The 23,217-nt window shown below is 69.0% G+C and carries 22 protein-coding genes and 1 pseudogene; 14 read left to right on the forward strand and 9 right to left on the reverse strand.

What is annotated here, in order from left to right:
• The first annotated feature begins 54 nt into the window (after positions 1-54).
• Positions 55-2,136 carry an acyltransferase family protein gene (locus tag A5789_RS05910; RefSeq protein WP_064906721.1) on the forward strand — a complete coding sequence of 694 codons (2,082 nt, stop codon included), beginning with the start codon at positions 55-57 and terminating at the stop codon, positions 2,134-2,136.
• On the opposite strand, the gene A5789_RS05915 is transcribed toward A5789_RS05910, so the two are convergent.
• From A5789_RS05915 to A5789_RS05925, 3 genes are all read right to left on the reverse strand, one after another.
• Entirely contained in the window at positions 2,111-3,043 is a 933-nt protein-coding gene (locus tag A5789_RS05915; RefSeq protein ID WP_064906720.1) for a glucosyl-3-phosphoglycerate synthase, read from the reverse strand. The two genes, A5789_RS05910 and A5789_RS05915, sit on opposite strands and share 26 nt — an antisense overlap.
• Positions 3,044-3,053: 10 nt before the next feature.
• Positions 3,054-4,508, reverse strand: a complete 1,455-nt coding sequence (locus tag A5789_RS05920; RefSeq protein WP_193615493.1) for a glycosyltransferase family 39 protein — start codon at positions 4,506-4,508, stop codon at positions 3,054-3,056.
• A gap of 107 nt (positions 4,509-4,615) precedes the next feature.
• Positions 4,616-6,040, reverse strand: coding sequence for a condensation domain-containing protein (locus A5789_RS05925; protein WP_064906718.1), 1,425 nt, complete (start codon positions 6,038-6,040; stop codon positions 4,616-4,618).
• A gap of 249 nt (positions 6,041-6,289) precedes the next feature.
• Here A5789_RS05925 and A5789_RS05930 point away from each other — a divergent pair, with 249 nt between their 5' ends.
• Entirely contained in the window at positions 6,290-7,336 is a 1,047-nt protein-coding gene (locus tag A5789_RS05930; RefSeq protein WP_063019430.1) for an alpha/beta hydrolase family protein, read from the forward strand.
• On the opposite strand, the gene A5789_RS05935 is transcribed toward A5789_RS05930, so the two are convergent.
• On the reverse strand, positions 7,333-8,220 hold the full coding sequence (locus A5789_RS05935) for an IclR family transcriptional regulator (protein WP_063019433.1): 888 nt from the start codon (positions 8,218-8,220) through the stop codon (positions 7,333-7,335). The two genes, A5789_RS05930 and A5789_RS05935, sit on opposite strands and share 4 nt — an antisense overlap.
• 71 nt (positions 8,221-8,291) lie before the next feature.
• On the opposite strand from A5789_RS05935, the gene A5789_RS05940 reads away from it, so the two are divergent.
• The 4 genes from A5789_RS05940 to A5789_RS05955 all read left to right on the forward strand — a co-directional run bounded on the left by A5789_RS05940 (position 8,292) and on the right by A5789_RS05955 (position 12,388).
• Positions 8,292-9,746: a hypothetical protein gene (locus A5789_RS05940; RefSeq protein ID WP_063019435.1), complete on the forward strand. Its 1,455-nt coding sequence runs from the start codon at positions 8,292-8,294 to the stop codon at positions 9,744-9,746.
• A 400-nt stretch (positions 9,747-10,146) separates the two neighbouring features.
• Positions 10,147-10,893, forward strand: coding sequence for a hypothetical protein (locus A5789_RS05945; RefSeq protein ID WP_064906717.1), 747 nt, complete (start codon positions 10,147-10,149; stop codon positions 10,891-10,893).
• Between the two features lie 107 nt (positions 10,894-11,000).
• Positions 11,001-11,399 carry a BlaI/MecI/CopY family transcriptional regulator gene (locus A5789_RS05950; RefSeq protein WP_030515798.1) on the forward strand — a complete coding sequence of 133 codons (399 nt, stop codon included), beginning with the start codon at positions 11,001-11,003 and terminating at the stop codon, positions 11,397-11,399.
• The gene (locus tag A5789_RS05955) at positions 11,396-12,388 is read left to right on the forward strand and encodes a M56 family metallopeptidase (protein WP_064906716.1); all 993 of its coding nucleotides are present in this window, start codon (positions 11,396-11,398) and stop codon (positions 12,386-12,388) included. The genes A5789_RS05950 and A5789_RS05955 overlap by 4 nt, the downstream gene beginning before the upstream one ends.
• A 49-nt stretch (positions 12,389-12,437) precedes the next feature.
• Here A5789_RS05955 and A5789_RS05960 read toward each other — a convergent pair whose 3' ends face one another.
• Together A5789_RS05960 and A5789_RS05965 are read right to left on the reverse strand one after the other, a co-directional pair.
• Positions 12,438-13,064, reverse strand: coding sequence for a hypothetical protein (locus A5789_RS05960; protein WP_064906715.1), 627 nt, complete (start codon positions 13,062-13,064; stop codon positions 12,438-12,440).
• A gap of 57 nt (positions 13,065-13,121) precedes the next feature.
• Entirely contained in the window at positions 13,122-14,102 is a 981-nt protein-coding gene (locus A5789_RS05965) for a YafY family protein (protein WP_064906734.1), read from the reverse strand.
• 168 nt (positions 14,103-14,270) lie between these two features.
• Here A5789_RS05965 and A5789_RS05970 point away from each other — a divergent pair, with 168 nt between their 5' ends.
• Both A5789_RS05970 and A5789_RS05975 read left to right on the forward strand, forming a co-directional pair.
• Positions 14,271-15,065 (forward strand): dienelactone hydrolase family protein, encoded by a 795-nt coding sequence (locus tag A5789_RS05970; RefSeq protein WP_064906714.1) that lies wholly within the window; start codon positions 14,271-14,273, stop codon positions 15,063-15,065.
• Between the two features lie 4 nt (positions 15,066-15,069).
• On the forward strand, positions 15,070-15,936 hold the full coding sequence (locus A5789_RS05975) for an alpha/beta fold hydrolase (protein ID WP_064906713.1): 867 nt from the start codon (positions 15,070-15,072) through the stop codon (positions 15,934-15,936).
• A gap of 188 nt (positions 15,937-16,124) precedes the next feature.
• On the opposite strand, the gene A5789_RS05980 is transcribed toward A5789_RS05975, so the two are convergent.
• Positions 16,125-16,697 carry a TetR/AcrR family transcriptional regulator gene (locus tag A5789_RS05980; protein WP_030515804.1) on the reverse strand — a complete coding sequence of 191 codons (573 nt, stop codon included), beginning with the start codon at positions 16,695-16,697 and terminating at the stop codon, positions 16,125-16,127.
• A 103-nt stretch (positions 16,698-16,800) separates the two neighbouring features.
• On the opposite strand from A5789_RS05980, the gene A5789_RS05985 reads away from it, so the two are divergent.
• The 3 genes from A5789_RS05985 (at position 16,801) to A5789_RS05995 (ending at position 18,731) form a co-directional block, all read left to right on the forward strand.
• The gene (locus A5789_RS05985) at positions 16,801-17,712 is read left to right on the forward strand and encodes an alpha/beta fold hydrolase (protein WP_064906712.1); all 912 of its coding nucleotides are present in this window, start codon (positions 16,801-16,803) and stop codon (positions 17,710-17,712) included.
• Positions 17,709-17,897, forward strand: coding sequence for a hypothetical protein (locus A5789_RS05990; RefSeq protein ID WP_064906711.1), 189 nt, complete (start codon positions 17,709-17,711; stop codon positions 17,895-17,897). Before A5789_RS05985 ends, A5789_RS05990 begins: the two co-directional genes overlap by 4 nt.
• A gap of 243 nt (positions 17,898-18,140) precedes the next feature.
• Entirely contained in the window at positions 18,141-18,731 is a 591-nt protein-coding gene (locus tag A5789_RS05995; RefSeq protein ID WP_082940490.1) for a hypothetical protein, read from the forward strand.
• 158 nt (positions 18,732-18,889) lie between these two features.
• Here the strand turns inward: A5789_RS05995 and A5789_RS37655 are convergent, their stop codons facing one another.
• Positions 18,890-19,195: a hypothetical protein gene (locus tag A5789_RS37655; RefSeq protein ID WP_227462814.1), complete on the reverse strand. Its 306-nt coding sequence runs from the start codon at positions 19,193-19,195 to the stop codon at positions 18,890-18,892.
• Between the two features lie 814 nt (positions 19,196-20,009).
• Here A5789_RS37655 and A5789_RS06005 point away from each other — a divergent pair.
• Positions 20,010-20,819: a metalloregulator ArsR/SmtB family transcription factor gene (locus A5789_RS06005; protein ID WP_064906709.1), complete on the forward strand. Its 810-nt coding sequence runs from the start codon at positions 20,010-20,012 to the stop codon at positions 20,817-20,819.
• A 24-nt stretch (positions 20,820-20,843) separates the two neighbouring features.
• Positions 20,844-21,449 (forward strand): dihydrofolate reductase family protein, encoded by a 606-nt coding sequence (locus A5789_RS06010; RefSeq protein WP_063019283.1) that lies wholly within the window; start codon positions 20,844-20,846, stop codon positions 21,447-21,449.
• A 12-nt stretch (positions 21,450-21,461) separates the two neighbouring features.
• On the opposite strand, the gene A5789_RS06015 is transcribed toward A5789_RS06010, so the two are convergent.
• On the reverse strand, positions 21,462-22,529 hold the full coding sequence (locus A5789_RS06015; protein ID WP_231956634.1) for an alpha/beta hydrolase family protein: 1,068 nt from the start codon (positions 22,527-22,529) through the stop codon (positions 21,462-21,464).
• Positions 22,530-22,801: 272 nt separating this feature from the next.
• Between A5789_RS06015 and A5789_RS37210 the strand changes: the two are divergent.
• Positions 22,802-23,217 (forward strand): annotated as a pseudogene (locus A5789_RS37210) (esterase family protein); the annotation flags it as partial.

The raw sequence follows: 23,217 nt of genomic DNA on the forward strand, positions 1-23,217 counted from the left end.
AATTGTCGTGTCATGCACCCCTTCCGTTCATCCCCTCTACACCGCCGCGCCGCCATGCCCGCGACGGTGACGGAGGCGGCCGTCGATCGCGCGCGAGCGCTCGGCTACCGCCGGGACCTGGACGGATTGCGCGGACTGGCCATCGCGCTGGTGGTGGTGTTCCACATCTGGTTCGGCCGGGTGTCGGGCGGGGTGGACATCTTCCTGGTGCTGTCGGGCTATTTCTTCACCGGTTCGCTGCTGCGCCGGGCCGAGTCGAGCGGTGAGGTCGGCATCGGCCTCACTCTGCGGCGCACCGCCCGCCGGCTGTTGCCCGCGCTCGTGGTGGTGCTCGGCGCCGTCGTGGTCGCGACCGTCACGCTGCGGCCGTACACGCAGTGGGGTGATCTGGCCGGCCAGACCCTGGCGTCGCTGCTCTACTACCAGAACTGGCGGCTGGCGACGACCTGGTCGGACTATCTGGCCGCCGATCCGTCGGTGAGCCCCCTGCAACACCTGTGGTCGATGTCAGTACAGGGGCAGTACTACCTCGCGGCCCTGCTCGTGGTGGCCGCCACGGTATGGGTGTGCCGGAGACTCGGGCGCGAGCACGCGATGCGCCCGGCGCTGGCCGCGGTGATCGTGGTCGCCGCGCTCGCCTCGTTCCTGTACGCCGCGCAGGGTTCGGCGACCCATCAGGGCTGGAACTATTACGACAGCGCCGCGCGGGCGTGGGAACTACTGGTCGGCGCCGGATTGGCACTGGCCGCCGCCTCGCTGCGCGTGCCGCGGGTACTGCGCGCGGTGCTGGCGGCCGCGGGCCTGCTGGTCGTCGCGGTGGGCGGCTGGATCACCGACGGGGCGAATCAGTTCCCGGGCCCGCCGGCGCTGCTGCCGGTCGGTGCGGCCGTGGCGCTGATCCTCGCCGGCGCCGGGGTGGCCGCCGAGGAACAGCCACGGCTCACCCGAATGCTCGCCTCGCCTCCCCTGGTCCGGCTCGGCGACCTGGCCTACTCGTTGTATCTGTGGCATTGGCCGTTGCTGATCTTCCTGCTCGCCGAACGCGGCGGCTCTCGCGCCGGGGTGGCCGGCGGTGCGGCGGTGATCGCGGTGTCCCTGGGGCTGGCCTACCTCACCCATCGCTATATCGAGCAGCCGCTGCGCCTGCGCCCCCGGCAGGAGACCACCGCGCCGGCGTTCGGCCCCCGGTATCGCCGCACCGCCGGAGTCGCGCTGTCGGTGACGGCGGCGGTGGTCGCCTCCGCGGCGGTCACCTGGAGCGCGGTCGTGCAGACTCATCCGCCGCGGGCGGTGGGCGCCCTCGACCCGGTGCAGTATCCCGGCGCCGAGGCACTGGTCGGCGGCGCGTCGGTACCGCAGGCGCGCATGCGGCCGACACTGTACGAGGCGCCGGCGGAACTGCCCCGCCCGACCGTCGACGGATGCATCGCCGACTGGGATCACCGCGAGGTCGTCAGCTGCACCTACGGGCCGGCCGATGCCCAGCACACGCTGGCGGTGGTCGGCAACTCCCACGCCGAGCACTGGATGCCGGCGCTGCAGCAGCTGGCCGAGCAGCACCATTTCAAGATCCTGGTGCATCTGAAGATGGGCTGTCCGCTCACTCTCGATCAGAACGCCATGTACAAGGGCGAACCGAATCCGGACTGCCGCGACTGGTCCCACGAGGTGATCGACCTGCTGGGCAACGAGCGGCCCGAGTGGGTCTTCACCACCGGCACCCGGCCGGTCGACGCGGGCGGCGACGAAACCCCGCCCGACTACCAGGACGTCTGGAAGACGTTGTCCGACAAGGGAATCCGGGTGATCGCGATCCGCGACACCCCGTGGCTGCGCCGCGAGGGTGTGCGCTATCGCGCCATCGACTGCCTGGCCCGCCACGGCGATCGGATCAGCTGCGGAATGCACCGCGCCGATGCACTCTCACCGGTCAACCCGGCCCTCGACGCGGCCGCCGCCTTCCCGAACGTCTTCCCCATCGACCTCACCGACGCCGTCTGCGAACGAGACGTCTGCCCGGTGGAAATCGGCAATATCCTCGTCTACCACGACGAGCACCACTTCACCGCGAGCTTCGCGCGGTCGCTGGCCCCCGAACTCGGCCGGCAGCTCAGCCCCCTGCTGGGTTGGTGGTGAACAGCGAGGCCAGCGGTGGACGCTCGGCCGACGACACCGGACTCGTCACCCGCCGCCACCCCGCCGCCTCGGGCCGGAACTGAGTCAGCCCCACCCCCGAATCGGGAATGTCGAGGCGCGCGAGCAGGGTCGCGATGATCTGACGGCTCATCACGGCCAGCTCGTGGGTCGGCCGATTGCGATGAATCCGGATCCCCAGATCGACCTCGTCGATCGCCGCGCGGCCGTAGCGGTGCAGGGTGTCGAGCAGGATGCCGATCTCGACGCCGTAACCGGGCGCGAACGGAACCGCGGTGAGCAGTGCGCGGGTGGCGGCGTATTCACCGCCGAGCGGCTGCCGCACATCGCCCACCTCGGGAGCGAGTGCGGTCAGCAACGGCCGGGCCACCAGCTGGGTCACCCGCCCGCCGCCGTCGGTGTCGCCGTGCGGATCGTCGCCGAGCGGTCGGCGATAGAACCCTTTCACCAGCTGAATGCCCGGATCCCGCAGCAACGGCGCCACCAGCGCGGGCACGAAGCCCGGGTCGGGATCGTGCAGGTCGGAATCGATGAATACGACGATATCGCCGGTCGTCACCGCCAGTGACCGCCACAGCACCTCCCCCTTGCCGGCCCGCACCGGCACTCCCGGCAGTGCCTCCTCGCGGGTGTACACCGCACTCGCACCCGCGGCGCGGGCGCGGGCGATGGTGTCGTCGGTCGAGCCGGAGTCCACGACGACCAGTTCGTCGACGAGTCCGCCGATCAGATCCCGAATCGAACCGATCACTCCCGCGATGGTGGCGCGCTCGTTCAGGGCCGGGATCACGACCGACACGGTCCGGTCGCCTTTGGCCCGGATCAGGTCGTTCACGCCGACATCGTGTGCGGAAGAAGCGGTTCCGCCGGCGGGTGCGGCATAGGTCATCGATATCTCCTCAGATACCCGGGTCCAGAATGTCGGTCGTCAGCTCCGGCCACAGCCGCGCCCAGGTGTCGCGCGGCTCGGCGCACCGCCAGATGGTCACGTGGGCGTCGATACCGGGGAACCCGCGCGGATCGTCGAGGCGCACAAGGGGCTCGACGGTGGAAAATGTTCGGCGCAAACGCATTTCGGCGGTGTCGGTATCGACATAGATGATCGTGGTGGTGCCGGGTGGCGGGCGGCCGAACTCCGCGAAACCGCGATCGGGACTGTAGACCGGCGGCAGTCCGGGCGGCCCGAAACGATCCAGCGCCGCTGCCTGCCAATAGGTGCGGGTCAGTATCGCGGTCCGGGCGTGATCCGGACCGGCTCGTTCGACGGCCAGCGCCGCGCCGGCGACGAGGGTGTCCCAGCCCGTAGTCCCGGAAACCCGCATGCGCGTGGACAATTCGGCGCGCGTGGTCACCGGTCGCGGTGGGCTGCCGGACGGCAGCAGCAGCACCACCGCGAGCGCGATGACGATCGACACCGTCGCGGCGGTGAACGCGGTGGCTCGCGGCCATCGCACCGGAAACCGCTCGGCCAGCACGCAGGCGCCCGCCGCGAACAGCACCGGCAGCAGTCCGGCGACGTAGTAGGGGCGCCCGCCGCTGACGGCCACGAACAGCACCACGACGCAGGTGGCAACCGCCAGGAAGCGGTGGTCACGCAACCGGCGACTCGCGAAACCGTAAGCGGCACAGCCGATCAGCACCACACCCAGCACTCCGGCCATGGTCACCAGCTGCACCGGCAATCCGGCCGTGCCGCCCGTCGCGGCATGCTGCTCGTCGCGGATCACCGCCCCCATGGCCAGCTGCGGCCAGCCGTGGCGCTCTTGCCACAGCAGCGCGGGCGCCGCCGACACGGCCGCGATGGCGGCGGCGGCCCACAGTGCGGGCCGGCGCATGAGCTCACGCGGTCCGCAGCAGGCGATGCCGAGGACGAGGGCGGCCACGACGACGGGCAACAGCAGTTTCACCTGTAGATCGATCGCCGCGACCACTCCCGCGATCAGCAGCAGCCGGTCCGCTCGGGTCCGCACCCAGCGCGCCGACAGCCAGGTGAGAACGGCGACGGCCGTACTGTCGAGGGCGAACGTCGACAGCGACGCGGTCTGAGTGACCACATACGGGCAGCAGGCGTATCCGATCGCGGCGAGAATCCGCGCGGCGCGGCCGCCGCCGAACTCCCGCGCCAGCGCCGCGGTGACGACGATCGCCGCCACTCCGGCCAGAATGGCCGGCAGTCGCAGCACGGTCGGGGAATCGGGCGCGACAGCGTGCGCGGCACGCGCGAGCAGCGGAACGAGCGGTCCCTGATCGACGTATCCGGCGGCCGGATGATATCCGGCGGCGACGAAGTACAACTCGTCGCCGAACCAGTCGTACCGCGCGGCCCGGGCCACGAGGATCGCTGCGGTGAGCACCGCGACCACACCGACCCATATCGCCGCTCTGTACCGTGAGACCGTTTCCGGCACAAGGTCTTTCAGCACGCACCTCGCCGGTCGACGGCCCGGTGCGATGCGAGGTGTCACAGTAATGCGGCATCGACCCGTTCGGTGCCGGTCAGAGCGATATCGCGGCACAGTTTCGTCAGGGTCGAAAGGTAGTGCGCCACGGCCTCGTGCGCACGCGGGGTATCCGGGAACACCATGCTCAGCTGGGTGACGTCGGGGAAGCGGTTGATCCACAGGTAGACCTCGCTGGAACTGGCCCGGTTGCCGTACAGTCCGCCGTTGATGCGGTCGAACATCTCCGCGCCAGCCATCCGCCGCACATCCACGTAGGAGACCATCGGCGCGGAGAAGCCGAGCCGGGTGCGGATGCGCGGATCGTCGGCGGCCAGCTCCAGCACCCGGTGCACGCACACCTGTGCCAGCTCCTTCGCCGCATCGGCCTGAGCCTGGGCGCGGCCCACCAGCGAGGTGAACGTCTCGTCCGGCCGCACCGCCACCGCGACCGGCACCAGACTGGTGTACCAGCCGATCGCCCCCTGCTCCCCCGGAGTCGAGCGAGTGTTGACCGGCGTGAACACGAAATATTTGTCCCTGCCGGTCAATTCGTATTCGGTGAGCGCGATCGCGGCGAACACGCCACCGAGGAATTTCCCGCCGAAGTCCTGGCACACCTGCTCGAACCGCAGCGCCTCCGCCTCATCGAACAGCGGCACGGTGATCTGCGCGCCGCGGGTGAATCCGCTCGCGCCCGGCGCCACGCCGAGGTCCATCGGGAACGACGGCACCACGCCGCCGTGGCGGATCAGCAACTCCAGCCAGCGCTGCACCGGCGCGGATTCGGTGGTGAGCTCGGCGTTGTAGTTGAGTTCCCGCGCACAGTAGGCGAGGTGCCCGTCGACCGGTGCGATGGGCACCTGTCCGCCGGACAGTTCGTTGCCGTAAAGCAGCAGCAGATCCACGCACGACAGCGCCTGCCCCACACCGTCGGTGTGCAGGTGGTCCACGGCCGCGTAGACGGTGAACGAGTCGCCCCGATCGATCACACCGAAACCGAAACAGTCCCAATCGAATACGTCGCGAGCGTGGCGCTGCACATGGTCGCGGACGGCGTCGCTGTCGGTGATCTCGCCGTAGTCGCGCGGCTCGAAGTCGATATCGGCCGGGTCGGCGACGTGGCGCGCGATCCGCTCACCGGGCTCGCAGGAGAACCAGCTCCAGAACGTGTCGTGGCGCCGGGCGAACGCGGTGATCGTGCGGGTCATGGCGTCGCGGTCCAGCGGGCTGGGAAAGTCGAACGCGATCATGCACAGCCGGGACGCGCGAGATCCGCTGTCGCGCTGCCGATATGCCGCGCGCAGATATTCGCGCTGCTGGTACGACGGGCCGACCGGGTGCTCCGGGGCGGCCAGGACCGCCGCACGCGACTGCGACGTGGGTGCCCAGGCGATCAGTCTGCCGGGCTGCGGATGCCAATCGTCGAAGAAACCGAAACCGACCATGGAAACCCTCGTTTCGTCCAGATGTGACGACGCGCCGGCGCCGGCCGCGCCGCCGAATCACGCGGACCGAGTCAACGGCACCCGCGCCGATCCGCCAACCGTCGCCGTGGAAGTTTGTGACCTTCCCCAGATCCGGTCGAGTCCGATAGGCCGTCGGTCCCAACAGTCGGCGCGACACCTTGCGACCGCGACCTTCGCGGGCCTACCTTGACCGCCGTCCAGTCCCGCCGAAACGAGAGAGGTAGGCGGATGATTCGCCGCTCACTGCCCACCGCCCTGCTGGCGTCGGTGCTGACCGCGGCGCTGTGCGCGGCACCCGCGGCGGCCGACGATCCACCACCCGCCCCGGTGAGCATCGCCGCGCTCACCGCCGCCGCCGAGCCCGCCGCCGACGGCGCCCACCTGCTCGGGGTCGAGCAGGAAGCCGACGGCATGCTGAATCTGCGGGTGCACTCCGCGGCGATGAACCGCGAGATCGAGGTGAAAGTCCTTCGGGCGCCGGACGGTTCGGCGCCGGCGCCGGTGTTGTATCTGCTCAACGGTGCCAGCGGCGGTTCGGAGGCCAGCAGCTGGCCCGAGCAGACCGATATCGTCGATTTCTTCCGCGGCAAACAGGTCACGGTCGTGACCCCGATGGGCGGCAACGGCAGCTATTTCGCCGATTGGCGCTCCGACGATCCCGTACTCGGCCGGCAGAAGTGGTCGAGTTTCCTCACCGCGGAGCTGCCGCCGATCATCGATTCGGCCTTCCACGGCTCCGGAGCGAATGCGGTGGCCGGTATCTCCATGGCCGGCACCTCGGTATTCCAGCTGGCCCTGGCCGCGCCGCAGTTGTATAGGGCGGTCGGGTCCTACAGCGGCTGCGCGCGCACCAGTGATCCGCTGGGCCAGGCGTTCGTCGACGGTGTGGTGCTGCGCTGGCGCGGTGATCCGCTGAATCTGTGGGGTGCGCCGGACGATCCGCTGTGGGCGGCCCACGATCCGTACGTGAACGCGGATCGGCTGCGCGGGCTGGCGATCTACGTCTCGACCGGCAACGGAATTCCCGGCCCCTTGGACAATCCGGACGGGCCCGGAATTCACGGCAATACCCGCAAACTCATCGAGCAGCTCGTCTACGGCGGGGTGCTCGAGGCCGCCACCCACAACTGCGCGATCGCGCTGCGGGACCGGCTGACGCAGTTGAACATTCCCGCGACATTCGACCTGCGCGCGAACGGCACCCACTCCTGGGGGTACTGGCAGGACGATCTGCACCGCTCCTGGCCCCTGTTCGAGCAGGCTCTGAACCGCTAGCCCGCCGCCGCGATTCTCCGTGCGGCGGAGACTGTTTCGCGCACGTACTCGGCGCGCTCGGCAGCACCGACGGCGGCACTGAGCGGGCCGATCTGGACTTCCATCGCCACCCGGTCGCCGTCGAGGACCGGGACCGTGAGATAGCTGATCGGCAGTGCGCGATCGCTGTCGAGATCAGCCCGGCTGTGCGCCGCGCCGCCGATCGTGGCCAGCAGTGCCAACACCCGCTCACGCAACGCCTTGTCCGCGGGACGGTCGGACAGATGGTCGACCACCTCGGCCAGCACCCGCAGCGTCGGCAGGCTGGCCGCGTCCAGGCCCCACGCGCAATATCCCAGTGCGCGAACGGTTTCCAGCACCTGCTCGAATTCGGCCCGGCGCTCGGGTGGCGCCTGCTGCAACCACGCGCGTTGCGCGGGCAGGCCGGCGTGGGCCAGTACGGCCGCGCCGGCCGGGGGGCGCAAGGGAATTCGGGTGCCTGCCTCGATGCCGGCCGGGATCAGACCGGGCCCGCCCGCCACGGCGACGAAGATGACCTCACTGCCCGCGATGGACGTAAGGGCGGCACCGCAGCCCACGCGTTCGGCCAGCCGGCGCAGCTCCGCCTCGAGGCGGTCGTGATCACGCAGGCGATCCCGCAGCCGCCCGCCCAGCACCAGCAACGCCGGACCGGGCTCGTAGCCGAGATCGGGAAGCCGCCGGACCCAACCGGTTTCTTCCAGGGTGCCCAGGATCGCTCCCATCGTGGAACGGCTCAATCCCAGCGTATCGGCGATTTCGGCCGAGGTCAGCGCGCCGTCGTGCGCGGCGAGCAGTTCCACCACCGACACCACCCGCCGAGTCGGGGGCGAGCTTTCGGCCCGTCCGGTGTTGCCAGTCGGCACGAGGTCTCCTAACCTGTCGCGATACGAATAATTGAATCATTCGATACGAATAATCATATCGAGGAGTGCTTGTGCGACGTAAGGGCTTTACCGGGGGCGCGGTCACCTCGATCGCGGCCGCCGCGGCGGCGATACTGACCATCGGCGCGGGTACCGCGAACGCCGCGTTCGGCCCACCCCCTCCGGTCGATCCGTATCTCGGGCCGGTCGGCACCGCCACCATGCACGGCGATGCGGAATCCTCCGACAGCACTCCGCTGCCGGGCGTCGGTACCGGCGCGGTGAACGCACAGTTCCGCGAACTGGCCGCCGCGTGCCCGACCATTCTGCAGGGCGCCGACGGCATGCCACAGGCGTTGTGCACCACCGTCACCGACCGTTCGCCCAAGATATTCCTGCTCGACCCGAACAACGGTCAGCCGCTCACCTCGCTGTCACTGCCCAAGGGCGGACTGCTCGGCGGGGTCTATGCCTATCTGGACAACGCCGACCACATGGTGATGGTCGACGGTGACGACAATCTGGTACGGGTCGCGCATACGAAGGAGGGCAACGGCTGGAAGCTGGCCATCGCCTCCTCGACGCCCCTCGGCGCCGCCGTGACCGGCCACTGCGGCGGGAACGGCTGCGACAGCGTCGCCTCGCTGATGCCCGATCGCGACGGCCGGGTGTGGTTCGCCACCGCCAACGGCTCGGTGGGCGCGGTCGACCCGAAAACCGGCTCCGCGCAATCGATCACGCTGCCCGGCGAGCACGTCGACAACAGCATCTCGACCGCCCCGGAGGGCACCGCGGTCACCACCGATCACGCCACCTATCTGTTCATCGCGGATGCCGCGGGCACTCCGCACCAGGTGTGGCGGCAGCCCTACGATCGCGGCCCGGCGCGCAAACCCGGGCAGCTCAGCTGGGGCAGCGGGGCCAGTCCGACCTTCTTCGGCCCGCGTGACGGCACCGATTATCTGGCGATCACCGACAATGCGGTGCCGCAGGAGAATCTGCTCGTCTACGACACCCGCACCGGCCGCCAAGTCTGCTCGGTGCCCGCGGTGGACGGCACCGAGAACTCGCCGATCGGCTCGGGTAACAGCGTCTTCGTGGCGAGCACCTACGGCTATCCCTATCCGGCGCTGCCCGACAACGCCGGTCCGAGCGAGCCGGACAAAGCCGATTTCACCGGCGGCATGGTCCGCATCGACGTGAATGCCGACGGTAACGGCTGCACCCGGAAATGGAGCAGCGATGTGAAATCCGCCGCCGTCCCCCGGCTTTCACTGGCGGACGGCAAGATCTACACCGTCGCCCGCAAGAATCGGATCGCCGGCATCGATACCGGCAGCGCCGGAGCGGTGATCGACACCTATCACCTCGTCGTGATCGACGCGGAAACCGGCACGGAGAATTCCAGCCGGTTGATCGGCACCAGCACCGTGCACGACACCCTGCAGATGGTCGGCACGATCGCGCCGGGTCGCGTGCAATACCAGGGCACCACGACCGGACTGTTCCGGATCACACCGAGCTGAACGGGAATTCGACCGCGCAGGGGCGAGACCGCTACCGGTCTCGCCCCTGCGTTCTTTCGGATCGCTCGAAGATTGCTACTGTGGTTGTCCGGTACGCGCGATCGTCTACTAAATGCGTACGTACATAGTCGAATAGTCGCAGCGATGTCCGGAATCCGCTCGGCCCATTGGCTTCTCACGTTAAATGCTTATTACGCAGCTGTATCCGCTTGGTTAGCAACATTTCTCAACCGTAAACGTTTCTGCGTCGCACCTTTACGCCGGGTTGGCACTCGTTAATCTCAAGTTCGCGCGATCCGGATAATCCGGATTTCGCACCGGCAGCGGATAATTCGGCAATTCTCCCCCTGGAATTCCCGATCGCTCGCCGCCTTATCCGATCGACCACGATGAGGATCCGATGAACAAGACCACCCGTTTGGTCTCCGGCGCGACCATAGCTCTGATGGTGACCGGTGCCGTAGCCACCACCGCCACCACTGCCAACGCCGCCACCGGCACGCCCGCGGCCCCCGCCGCCGGCGCACCGATCGCCGCCGACCCGTTCACACTGACCACCGACATCCTTCCGGGCGTGCGCTACACCAGCAACACGCAGGACGGCTCGGTCAGCATTCAAACCGGACTGGGCTCGCTCACCACGGTGGGCACCCAGTTCCAGGTCAAGGACGGCAACGGCGCCCTGGTCGCCGGTACCGCCCTGGCCACCTCGCCCAAGGCCGAACAGGCCGCCACCGCACCCGCCTCGCTGCCCGAGACCCAGCAGGCGGCCGCCGAGCAGGCGGCGCCCCAGTCGGCCGCCGTCGAACAACCGGTCACCTCCGCCCAGCCGATCTACACCCAGGACGAGTTCAACTCCGCCCTGAGCGTGGCCGCCACCCAGTTCGGGCTGGCGACCGGTATCGGCAGCCTCGCCGGCGGCGCGGTGGGCGGCATCACCGGCTGCGTGCTCGGCGCGACGATCGGCTTCGCCCTGGTGCCGGAGTTCTTCCTCGGCAGCGGCGCGGCGGGCTGCCTGGTCGGCGCCGGACTCGGTGCCACCGTGGGTCCGCTGATCGGCGCCGCCATCCTCGGCGTGCCGGTCGGTATCGCCAGCGCGGTGCAGATGTACAACACCCTCAACGCACCTGCTCCGGCCGCCTCCTGAGTCGGCTCTCCCACCCTGTGGCCCCGTCGTTCCGGCGGGGCCACAGCCGTTCCCGGGGGCCGGGAATGGGTACTATCCCGGTACGTAGTCGATGGTGGAGAGGTGCGATGGCACATCGTTTCGGGGATCTGGAGGCGGTGGTGATGGATCGCATCTGGTCCGCTCCCGACACCATCACCGTGCGGACCGTGTTCGAGGACCTGCTGCGCAGCCGGGAAATCGCCTACACCACGGTCATGACCACCATGGACAATCTGCACCGCAAGGGCTGGCTGGAACGCGAACGCGACGGCAAGGCCTATCGCTATCGAGCGCGCCTGAGCCGCGAACAATACAGCGCCCAGCTGATGCGCGAGGCGCTCGGCGGCGGCCGCTCCGATCTGGTGCTCGCCCATTTCGTCGAGCAGATCTCCGACGACGACACCGCCGCGCTGCGCAAGGTGCTGCGCCGCGCGAAAACCCGCAATGCCCACACCGAGCAGCCGGGTACCGAGGTCGCCGAGTGACCCTCGCGCTGTGCCTGCTGGGTTATTCGGCACTGGTCTGCGTTCTCGGCCCGCCGATCCTGACCCGGCTCACCGCGCACGGCAGCGTCCCCGCGCTCGGCGTGCTGGCCTGGCTCACCGCGATCGCCGCCGTCCTCGGCGCCTGGGCGGCCGCCGCGGTGGCCCTGACCGTGCAGGTCGCCCACACCTGGGATCTGCCGATGGCCCACCTGTTCGACGACTGCTGGGTCGCCGTACACGCCACCGCCGACGGCAGCCACGGTCCGATCGCGCAGTTCGCCGCGCTGATTTCGGCCCTCGCGCTGATCGGATTCGTCGTGGTGCGCGGCGTGCGGGTGATCGGTGCGGTGGTGCGCGCGGGACGCAGCAGCGCCCGGCACGCCCGCTCGGCCTCGCTCGTCGGGCGGCGACTCGACGACGCCGGCGCGGCCGCGGCCGTGGTCATCGATGCGCCGCAGCGGGCGGCCTACTGTGTCGCGGGGCGACCCGGGACCGTGGTGGTGACCAGCGCCGCGGTGGCCGCGCTGGATCGGCCGCAGCTGGCGGCGGTACTCGCCCACGAGGACGCGCATCTGGCCGGGCGGCACCATCTGATCCGGGCGTCGACCCGCGCGCTGACCACCACCCTGCCGCGCATTCCTTTGTTCGCCGCCGCCGACGACCGCATCGCCCAGCTGCTGGAAATGTGCGCCGACGACCGCGCGGCCGGTCGCCACAGCCGCAGCGCCGTCCTCACCGCACTGCTCACGCTGTCCGGAGCCACCGGGGACGCCGAGATCGGCTCGCTGCTCCCGGATTCGGCGCTGGGCACGAGCACACTCGCCGTCGCCGACCGGGTGCATCGGCTGGTGCGCTCCGAGTCGCGCACGACGCGCGCCGGCCGCGGAATTCCACTCGCGCTGTTCGCAACAGCGGTCGCCGCGGTGCCGGCCTCCGGATATCTGCTGGTGCATTTCGGGATGGCGGGCTGTCTGCCCTTCGTCCACTGACACGACGCGAGGACCGGCCCATTCGAAACCGGTCCCCGCGCAGGGTCGTTCAGTTGTAGACGGCGCCGAACGACGGGACGGAGATGGTGCCCAGCTGGTACTGGAAACCGTCGGGGTTGGCATCGGAAACCGGAACCGGCCACCGGTGCCACAGCGTCCCGTACACCGCGGCCACCACCATCCCCGCCCCCGGATCGAAGACAGGGGTGCGGATGGTGGTGTCCACCGGCACGTCGTTATGTTCGATCAGCGTTTGGGTGCCGCTGCGCCCGTTCGACAGGTTGTACCAGACGACCCGCAGATTCGCCCCGCCCTGATTCGGGGCGATGGTGCCCGGCCCGCCGAAGAAGCCGAGGCGGAAGCCGTCGTAGTTCAACGCGATTCCCGACCCGTAGACGCCGGGGCCGGTGCCGCGCCCGATGTCGGATTGGGCGGGAATCTGGAACGGCTGGGCGGGCAGCGCCGCCTGCTCGACGGTCGGTCCCGCGGCGAGCAGCCGATCGATCGCCTGTTCGGCCGCCGGATTCCCGGCCGCCGCCGCGCGCAGATGGGCGGTCGCCGCGGACCAGTCCACGGCAGCCGGTTCCGCCGCGACGGGACCGGCGAACACCGCGGCCGCCGCCGCTGCTGCCGCCGCTGCGGCGGTGAGACGATGGGTGACACTCAGTCGACGCATAACCAGTTCTCCTCGAGTATTCCGGTACAGCTTGCTGAGAAATTGCGATATATCCTGTCACCGTAGCTTTTTCATCCCCGAGTGCGCGGGTGCGGCGCGCTGCAATCGGGCGGCGAGTTCGCGGACGTGGTCGGCGACCTCGGGCGGGGAGTCGACGCGGAAGTCGCAACCGAGTCGCAGCAGCCGGAAGACCAGCCACTGCATGGTGTCGGCCTCGGTGTGCAGCCGGCAGGTGTGGTCGTCGACTTCCTCGACCTCGCCGAGCGCAGCCGCGGACGCACGGATATCGTCCGCCGGGGCGAACACGGTGACCTCCGCGCGGTACACCGGTGTGAGCGAATACAACGAATCGCGGACGTAGGTGGCCGCATCCTCGGCGGGCAATTGCCGTGCCTCGGTGCGCAAGCCGATCGGCTGCGGATTCTCGATCCGGTCGATCCGGAAGATCCGCCAATCGTCGCGCTCGCGATCGAAGGCGACCAGATACCAGCGCTGTCCCGCAGCCACCAAACGATGCGGGTCGACCAGTCGCCGGGTCCGCGCACCGGCGCTCGAGCGGTAGCCGAACCGCAGTTGCTCCCGCCCGCCGATCGCGGCCGCCAGCACCGTCAGTATCCCGGTGTCGACCGGCGAATCCGATGCTGGGGCAAGGGTTTCGGTTGCGGCGCTCACCGAGCGGACCCGGCTCCGCAGCCGGGTCGGCAGCACCTGCTCGAGTTTGGCGAGCGCACGCACCGCCGCCTCGTCCGCACCGGGCAGCGCATGCGCGGCGACGGTCCGCAGCCCGATCGCGGTCGATACCGCCTCGTGGTCGTCGAGCAGCAGCGGCGGCATCGCCGTCCCCGCGGCCAGCCGATATCCGCCGTATACCCCCATCGTCGCCTGAACCGGATAGTCGAGTTCGCGCAGCCGATCGATATCGCGGCGCACGGTCCGGGGACTGACACCCAGCCGCTGCGCCAACTCGCTGCCCGACCACTCGCGCGGTGTCTGCAGCAGCGACAGCAGGGTGAGCAGGCGCTGCGTCGTATCGGTCACCACGTCATTCTGACTCGGAACTAGGACAGTTTCCGACCGTTATGCGCGACGCTCGCCGAGCGCGTGATCCGCCACGTCGCCGGTTCAGCGCTGGGGACAGCGACCGGTCTGCGGCAGAATGCCTGTGCCGCAACCTGATCGGCAGGTCGCGGCACAGTGGAGGCGGGAATGACCGAGGAAATCGTGGGCCGGCATGCCGAGGTCGAGGTGGACGGTTCACCGATGACGGTATATCTGGCGCGGCCGGTGCGCGGCGGCCGGTTACCCGTGGTGCTGGTCGGCGCCGAATTGTGGGGTCTGACAGCCGAAGTGCGGGCGGTGGCCGACCGGGTGGCCGCGCTGGGATATGTGGCGGTGGTCGCGAATCTGTATCACCGATGCGGACCCGAGACCGCCACCGGCCTCACCGAATCCGACGAGAACCGGGCGCGGGCCTTCGAGCTGCTCGGCACGCTCACCCGCGACGGCGTGGAGGCCGATCTGCGTGCGGCCGTGGCCTTCGCCCGCGAACAGGGCGACGGCAGCGACACCACCGGCGCTCTCGGATTCAGCCTCGGCGGGCACATCACCTACTTCGCCGCGACCCGGCTGGATCTGGCCGCCGCGGCGATCTTCTACCCCGGCTGGCTGCCGGTGGCCGGTACCGCGCTGAGCATCCCGGATCCGCTGCTGTCCTACACCTCGTCGATCACCGAACGCGGCACCCGCCTGCTGATCCTGCTGGCCGAACGTGACCACGTGATCGACGCCGAGCAGCGCACGGCCATCGACGCCGCGCTCTCGCAGGCGGGTGCGGAGTACGAACTGGTCGTCTACCCCGGTGCACAGCACGCCTACTTCTTCCCGGGGCGGCCGGTGCACGACGCGGCGGCCGCGGCCGATTCCTGGCAGCGCGTGACCGAGCTGTTCGCCGCGAAATTGGGTTCGGTGACCGATGAATTTCCGGCGCGCGCCTCGTCCTAGGAGCATGCAGACACAGATCCTCAGTACCCCCGAGGCCGATCTCACCTACGACGTCCGCGGTCCGCTGCCCACCGCCGACGGGCGCGCGCCGCTGCTCATGGCCGGCCAGCCGATGACGGCCGACGGTTTCGCGACCCTGGCCACCTACTTCCCCGACCGCACCGTGATCACCTACGACCCGCGCGGGCTGGGGCGCAGCGTGCGCAAGGACGGGCGGGTCGACCATTCGCCCGTCGTGCAGGCCGAGGATCTGCACGCCCTCATCGAGCAGGTCGGCGGTCCGGTGGAGATCTTCGCCAGCAGCGGCGGGGCCGTGACCGCACTGGCCCTGGTGGCCGCGCACCCCGGCGACGTGACCACCCTCGTCGCGCACGAGCCGCCGATCCTGCCGGTGCTGCCCGATGCGGAAGCGGCCCGCCGGGCACAGATCGCCGTACGAGATGTGTACGAGGCCAAGGGATTCGGCGCGGCGATGGCCGCCTTCATCGCGATGGCATCGTGGCAGGGCGAATTCACCGACGAATTCTTCGCCCTGCCCACCCCCGACCCGGCGCAGTTCGGCATGCCCACCGAAGACGACGGTTCCCGCGACGATCCCCTGGTCTCGGATCGCTCCTGGGCGGTCAGCGGCTACGTCCCCGACGCCGCGGCACTGACAGCGGCCCCCACCCACATCCTCATCGCGGTCGGCGAGGAGTCGGCAGGCGTACTGACCGCCCGCACCGCAGCGGCCACAGCCGCCCTCCTCGGACAAGAGCCCACCGTTTTCCCCAGCCACCACAGCGGTTTCGTCGGCGGCGACGCCAGCTATGCGGGTCAGCCGGAGGCTTTCGCGAAGCGGTTGCGAGAGGTACTCGACGCCCACCGCTGATTCGAAAACCGTTCACGGCGAGCGCTTTTACGATCACGCGATCTCGCCGTGGCGGTCTCGTCGCCACCGCCCGCGCTCAGTTACTCCGCGCTCGCACACGGTCAGCAATCGAGCTGAACGACCGCTCCTGCCGATGAGGGCGAACACTCGGCGGTGCTCGATCGGCGGCGTGCGGCGTGTGGTCGGTCCTATCTTCGGCAGCCGTCGAGCAGCAAGCGGAGGGTGAGGCGGGGGTCGTAGTTCGGGTCGGTCATCTCGGCGCCCGCGCAGATGTCGCCGATGGCGCGCATCAGTTGGTAGGCGGTGAAATCTGTGGTGACCTCGCCCGCGCCGCGGGCGGCGGTGAGGAGGTTCTCGAAGACGGGGACCAGGCGGTCCAGGAACAGGGCGTGCAGGGCGGTGATGCCGTCGGGGTCGCTGCGCATCGCGGCGGCGAGTCCGTGTTTGGTCGCCAGGAAGTCTGCGAAGAGGTCCACCCATCGGCGCAAGGCTGCGAAGGGCGAGGAAGCTGTCGCGAGGAGAGCGGGGCCGGCCTCGGCGCAGGCGTCGATCTGATGACGGTAGACGGCCGCGACAAGGTCTGCGCGTGTGGGGAAGTGCCGGTAGATCGTGCCCATGCCGACCCCGGCCTCGGCGGCGATACGGCGCACGGGAGCGTCTACTCCGTCGGTGCGGAAGACCGCGGCTGCGGCGTCGAGCAGCGCTTTCGCATTGCGTTGGGCATCCGCACGTTTCGCGGTCGTCGGTGACGGCTCACTCACCCGTTGCTCCTTCCTCCGGCAGTACTTGCTAATCGGAACATCGCTCCGTATATTCGGAACAACGCTCCGATTAGGAGTTTATCGTCCTCGAAGGGAATTTCCCATGTCCGCACCAACCACCCCGATCGTCAGCATCGCGCCCGTCACGCTGGCCGCGCCCGAGCGCGGCGTCGACCTGCAGGTCCGCGTGTCCGCGCCTGTCCGCGGATCCGGCCTGCCGATCGTCGTCCTCGCCCACGGCTTCGGCCAGTCCATGTCCTCCTACGACCCGCTCGTCGACCACTGGGCCGCCAATGGATTCGTCGTTGTGCAGCCGACGTTCCTGGATGCGCGGACGCTCGGCGTTACTGCCGACGATCCGCGGTACCCGGATATCTGGCGCATCCGCGTCACCGACGTCGTACGGGTACTCGACGACCTCGATCAGGTCTGCGCCGCGGTTCCCGGCCTCGGTGAGCGCATCGATCGTGAGCGGATCGCCGTCGCGGGGCACTCCTGGGGCGGGCAGACCGTGAGCATGTTGCTCGGTGCTCGCGTCCTCGGCGCGGACGGTCGGCCCGGTCCCGATATGACCGACCCCCGCGTGAAAGCCGGTGTGCTGCTTGCGACTGCCGGCCTGGGCGGGGACGATCTGACCCCGTTCGCCGTGGCGAACTTTTCCTTCATGAACCCGGACTTCGACGGTCTGGCCACACCGGTGCTGGTGGTCGCGGGTGATCACGATCAATCCCAGCTCTCGACCCGCGGACCCGACTGGTTCACCGATGTGTACACCCACAGCCCCGGCGCACAGAGCCTGCTCACCGTGTTCGGAGGCGAACACTCGCTCGGCGGAATTCACGCCTACAACGCCGCGGACACCACCGACGAAAGCTCCGAACGCGTCGCCCTGATCCGCGAGGCCGCCTGGGCCTATCTGCGCAGCACCCTCGGAATCGACACTGCCGCATGGGAAAAGGTGCAGGCCGAGCTGGCTGGAACCGCCGACCCGATCGGACGGATCGACCACAAGTGACGCCTGTCGCGCTGATCCCGCCCGCCGTCGCCGACGCCGAGGTGGACAACCGCGTCGGCAGCGAGACGTCCGGCCATGAGCAGGGACATTCTCCCCTGGGTGAACTCTCGATATCCGAGTTGCGGGAACGCACGGGGCCGGCGTCCTCGGCGCTGGGTCGCAGCGTTCGCCGGTCCGGCCGATAGCATCTAATCAAATTGGCGTGCAATGACATCGGCTGGGTTGCGGCAGCTCGATGTGCACGTCGAGCAGATCCAGCAGGGCCAGGGGCTCCAACCTCGATCGGCTCCCGAACGACCGGAACGCGGCAATATCGGATGTACTGAACAGCTGGTGAGAACGATCGGTCGAATATCTCCTCCCAAGGTCTCAGGGCGAGGTTACCTTCGGCCCTGGGGCGACTGCGGAACTGTGCCGACGATGGATCTATGACCACGGGATCCGGTGTCGGCCCCATGCTTATCGAGTCCGCGGTGCCGGCCTTCGACGCCGACCTGATCGAGCATCTGGTGGTGCACGCCGATCCGCGTGCGACCTATCAGGCAGCACGCGGCCTGGATCTACTGAGCGTGCGTACGCCGCTGACGACGGTCTCGATGTGGGTTCGCGGGCTGCCCGCGCGCTGGAGCGGCCGGGCGGTCCCCCCTCCACAGCGACTGGTGGTGGGTGAGGGGGTCGGGCTGCCGGGCTGGCTGCTGCTCGGCGAGATCCCGGGACGTGAGATCGCGTTCGGTGCGGTCGGCAAATTCTGGCGGCCGGATATCGAATGGCGCGACGTACCACAGGCGGACTTTGCCGGCTTCGCCGAGCCGGGATGGGGGAAGATCGCGGCGAACTTCACCGTCACCGCTTATGGCGAGCATGCCAGCCTGCTCGGCTACGAGGTTCGCACCGTCACCACCGATCCTGTATCGCGGCGGCGATTTCTGCGGTACTGGTGGTTGATCCGCCCGTTCGTGGCGCACATAATGCGGGCCACGTTGCGCACGATCGCTAAGGACGCCGAAACACGGGGGTGAACGGATATCGACCGACAGTCGTTGCGAGCCAGCGGATTCCGATCCCACGCTGACAGTTCACGCCCAGGCCTGATCGACCGAGCCGAGCCGGGCCGGCGGACCGCTCGCTCATCGGCATGGACAGACGGTCCATGGATGCCCAACGGCTCGAGTCGATCTCAGGCCATCGAGAGCGCAGAGGCCGTCCTCTCGACGTTGCGCTTCAGCACGGCCAGCATGCGCGCCTGCATGATCCACACCACCACGGGAAAGGCCCAGTCGTACATCAACCGCTCGAACCATTTGGGGCGGGCGGCTTGGTAGCCGCCGATGACCAGGCGGGTGCGTCGGCCAGGCAGCTCGGTCAGGCGAAAGCCCCAGAACCCCTCCATATAGGCCGAGGGCCGCGGCCGGCTCGGATCGAGCAACTGTCCCCGGAGATCGGCCAGCCAGTAGAGCCAGCCCCAAGAATCGGTTCGGTTCAAGGGTTACCACCGCATAAGAGGGAAGGCCGAGGCACTTCATACGGTCCCCGACGCCGAGGCCCTGCCACTCCGGGTGAACCTCCCGGGCGCTGGGACGGCCCGCGTTGTCGAGGAGGTCCCAGGAATAGAAGCCTCCGCGGTCCCAACCCATCTGAACCAGCCACGGCCATACCTGCTCTGCGGGCGCCTCGATGGTGACGGCCATGGTTGCTCCCCGCTCGCCCTCAGGGACGAAGTCGCCACCAGGAAAGGGGCCGGCAACTTCGTCAGCGGTCGCACCCCACGTCATCAGTCGAGGCGCCAGAAGGCGCCGGTAGGCCACCGTAGCCGCTATTCCCACTGCCGCGGCACCCGCGCTCCCGAGCACACCGGTCATACGACAACCATGCGACACCGTGCAGGCAGGCCACCAGGGCCAAATGTCATAGCGTTCGAGCGGACCCAAGATCTCGGTCGGCGACTCGGCACACGACGCCGACGTGATACGTAGCCCCCGCTTCGAATACCGCGCCTCGATAATCAGATCGGCGCAATCCCCCTCGCCGTCACCCGCCACGCCAAGAGGGCCACTCTGCTGGCAGCCGGCGCCGCCGCGGTCATCTTCACCGACCACGACGATGTCGTCGAGGCGACGCACCGGTACACCGACGACGCCGGCGCCGACATCATCATGGATTCCATCGCGCCCGACACCATCTTGTCGCGAACGAATGTACGAGCAACGCCCGACAGACCTTCTCAGGCGCCGACACCATCGGCGGACGGCCCGAGATATTCCTTGACAAGAATATTCTTTGAAGTGAATACTTAGCTCATGGATCAGATCTTCTCCGCCCTGGGCGACGGTGCGCGATGGCGGATCGTCGAGCTGCTGGCCGAGCGACCTCGCTCGGTCGGGGAATTGGCGGAGGCGACCGGGTTGCGGCAGCCGCAGACGACCAAACATCTGCAGACGCTGGCTCGGGCGGGGGTGGTCACCGTCTTTCCGTTGGGGCAACGACGGGTGTACGCCCTCGAGGCGGGACCGCTGCACGAGCTGGCTCGGCGGCTGCGCGAGGTTGCGGAGACGGCCGAGGCGCATGCCGGCGAGCGGGACGTGGTTGCCCGCTACCGCGCGGCGATCGACGCGGAAACCGCTGCGGCGCACCGTGATCGGTGGGCGGACGGGCGGACGTTCAGCTTCGAGCGCACCCTGGCCGCGCCACGTAGCACCGTGTGGCGGCACTGGGTCGATCCGGATCTGCTGGCGGCCTGGTGGGCGCCGGCGCCCATGCGCATCACCGAATGCGTGCTCGAACCCGCAGCCGGCGGCCGGGCCGTCCTGGACTATCGCGACCCCGAGGGGCAGCGGTATCGCTCGCAGGGGCACGTGCTGGCGGCGGAGAAGAACGAACGCCTCGTCTTCGAACTGTCCGTCCTGGACGACGCGGGCGCGGTGGCTTTCACCGGCCGCTACACCCTCACCCTCACCGAGACGGCCGAAGGCACCCGGCTGCACCTGGCATCGACCATCACCGACACGACCGCCGACGCGGCCGCCTTCATCGCCGGAATCGAAACCGGTTGGGCCGCAGTCCTCGACAACCTCGCCGACGCCGTCGGCGCATCCACGTCCACCGAATAACCAGACGAAACAAAGGAGCCCGCCATGAGCGACACGCATGCCCGCAGAGTGACCGCCAACCTCAGCATCACCCTCGACGGCCGGTACCGCGGCCCCGGCGGCCCCGCCGATATGGGCCCCATCGTTCGCTATGCGACCACCGAGGTCGCGCGCGATCACCTCACCCGGATGCGGGAGAACGCCACAACGGCGGTGCTGGGCCGGCTCAACGCGGAGGGTTTCCTCGGCTTCTGGCCCTCGGTCGCCGCCGACGACACCGCCGACCCGCGCGACCGCGGATATGCGAAGTGGCTGGTCGATACGGAGAAGGTGGTGCTGTCCCGGACGCTGACCGACGCACCCTGGGACCGCACGCGCATCGTGAACGCCCCCGCCGCCGACGTGATCGCCGAGCTGCGCGGCACCGGCACCGGCACCGGCGACATCCTGGTCAACAGCAGCGCGAGCGTCATCAAGGACCTGCTCGCCGCCGATCTGCTCGACCGCCTGTACCTCATCGTCTGCCCCGAGATCGCCGGTGGCGGACCGCGCCTGTTCGACGACGGCCTGCCGGCGACGACATGGTCACTGTCCCACCAGGAAACGGGTGAACTGGGCGAGATGGCCGTCGTCTACGATCGCGTGCGCTGACTCGGGCAGCTCTCACGCACCGAGGGCGTCGGCGAACAGCGGCCACGAGGTGTGCAGGTCCTCCTGCCAGTAGCCCCAGGAGTGGGTGCCGGTCGGCCGGAAATCGAAGGTCGCGGGCACGCCGAGTTGCTGCAGGCGGTCGTGCAACTGGTGAGTGCAGAGATTCGTGACGCCTTCGAGTGCCGCACCGAAAACGAGTTGATAGGCGAGCTGCGTCGCGTCACCGTGTGCGCCCTGGAAAGTGTCGAGCGGTCCCGGGATTCCGGTGCCGGTGGAGACGTAGATCGCGGTGCCGCGCAAGCGATCCGCGTGCACATAGGGGTCGTTGGCCGCCCACGCCGGATCCGTCGGCGGCCCCCACATGTTCACGGTGTTCCCCATCCGATTTCCGACCACGGCGTCGACGATCAACTGCCCCTGCGGGTCGCTGGTGCGCACACATCCGGAGTACGAGCCGACCGCCTTGTACAAACCCGGCGCGGCCAGTGCCAGCTGGAAGACCGACGTCCCCGCCATCGATATTCCGGCGATCGCGTTCACCCCGGTACCGCCGAATCCGGAGTCGATGATCGGCGGCAATTCCTTGGTCAGGAAGGTGCGCCACCGCTGCCGGCCCAGCACCGGATCGTCGGCGCGCCAATCGGTGAAATAGCTGCTGGCACCGCCGAACGGCACCACCACGGTCACCTGCTTGTCGGCGAAGAACTGCGCGATATCGGTCCGGTTGATCCAGTTTCCGTCGGCGCCGCCGTCGATGCCGTTCAACAAGTACACCGTGGGTGCCGGCCGCGAGCGGTCCGGCGCCGGAAGCACTTCCAGCCGGATCGGAATGTTCATCGACGCGGAATGGACGGTGACCGTGAGGGCGCGTGCTGAACCTGGCGTGACCGTCGTCAGGACGGACCCGTCGGCGGAGGGACGGGCGTCCGTCAGGGCTTGGGTGGCCGAAACCGAGGCGGGCACAGGCGAATCGGGTGCGGTGGCGGGCGGTTGGGCGGTGGCCGAACCGCAGGCGAGTCCGGCCGTCATCGACAGCGCCGCGGCCAGCCGCACCGAAATGCGGCCGATGCCCTGCGACACACCAGAATTCCCATGCAACACAGCAGAATTCACGCGCCGCCTTTCCTGGGTCCGAAACCGCGGAACCGCCGGCGCCGACGATAGGCCGCCGCGGTGCTACCCGGCAATCGCCGCGTGCCGGCTTTGGCCCGTATGCCAGCGCGGACGCGCCCGCTCTGGTAATGGCCACAAATTCCGCGCTATCGGGTGCCGGGGCAGCGGCCGGCGTCGTTGACTGTGGTCGGCCGTCGGGGAGTCGGGCCGCGAACACATGTCGAGATCGGAGTGCGAGGATGGTCAGCCGTCCGCCGAGAATGCGCATCGCCCGTGCCGTCGCCGTGCTGTCGGCCGTGATCACCGTGGCGGCGGCGATCACCGCCTCGAACGAGCGCGCGATCGCCGATCCCGCCGAGGCCGGCGCACCCGACGGTTCGCACATCAGCGACATCCACCGGCGCGACGACCGGATCCTCGATATCGGGGTGTACTCGGCGGCCATGCGCAATGTGACTCGCGTGCAACTGATTCGCGCCGCCGACCCGGACCGGCCGGCGCCGACGCTGTATCTGCTCAACGGAGCCAACGGCGGGATCAGCGACGGCAGCTGGGCCGATCGCACCGATATCGCCGCATTCTTCGCCGACAAGCAGGTCAACGTGGTGGTGCCGTTCGGCGGTGCCAGCAGCTATTTCACCGATTGGCGCGCCGA

Source organism: Nocardia sp. 852002-51101_SCH5132738 (genome assembly GCF_001665695.1).
GTDB classification, from domain to species: Bacteria; Actinomycetota; Actinomycetes; order Mycobacteriales; family Mycobacteriaceae; genus Nocardia; species Nocardia nova.

Bases quoted from the DNA above. Each gene is read 5' to 3' on its own strand.
- A5789_RS05910 (WP_064906721.1), top strand. From the start codon at position 55: ATGCCCGCGACGGTGACGGAGGCGGCCGTCGATCGCGCGCGAGCGCTC.
- A5789_RS05915 (WP_064906720.1), bottom strand. From the start codon at position 3,043: ATGACCTATGCCGCACCCGCCGGCGGAACCGCTTCTTCCGCACACGAT.
- A5789_RS05925 (WP_064906718.1), bottom strand. From the start codon at position 6,040: ATGGTCGGTTTCGGTTTCTTCGACGATTGGCATCCGCAGCCCGGCAGA.
- A5789_RS05930 (WP_063019430.1), top strand. From the start codon at position 6,290: ATGATTCGCCGCTCACTGCCCACCGCCCTGCTGGCGTCGGTGCTGACC.
- A5789_RS05945 (WP_064906717.1), top strand. From the start codon at position 10,147: ATGAACAAGACCACCCGTTTGGTCTCCGGCGCGACCATAGCTCTGATG.
- A5789_RS05950 (WP_030515798.1), top strand. From the start codon at position 11,001: ATGGCACATCGTTTCGGGGATCTGGAGGCGGTGGTGATGGATCGCATC.
- A5789_RS05960 (WP_064906715.1), bottom strand. From the start codon at position 13,064: ATGCGTCGACTGAGTGTCACCCATCGTCTCACCGCCGCAGCGGCGGCA.
- A5789_RS05970 (WP_064906714.1), top strand. From the start codon at position 14,271: ATGACCGAGGAAATCGTGGGCCGGCATGCCGAGGTCGAGGTGGACGGT.
- A5789_RS05975 (WP_064906713.1), top strand. From the start codon at position 15,070: ATGCAGACACAGATCCTCAGTACCCCCGAGGCCGATCTCACCTACGAC.
- A5789_RS05985 (WP_064906712.1), top strand. From the start codon at position 16,801: ATGTCCGCACCAACCACCCCGATCGTCAGCATCGCGCCCGTCACGCTG.
- A5789_RS05995 (WP_082940490.1), top strand. From the start codon at position 18,141: ATGACCACGGGATCCGGTGTCGGCCCCATGCTTATCGAGTCCGCGGTG.
- A5789_RS06005 (WP_064906709.1), top strand. From the start codon at position 20,010: ATGGATCAGATCTTCTCCGCCCTGGGCGACGGTGCGCGATGGCGGATC.
- A5789_RS06010 (WP_063019283.1), top strand. From the start codon at position 20,844: ATGAGCGACACGCATGCCCGCAGAGTGACCGCCAACCTCAGCATCACC.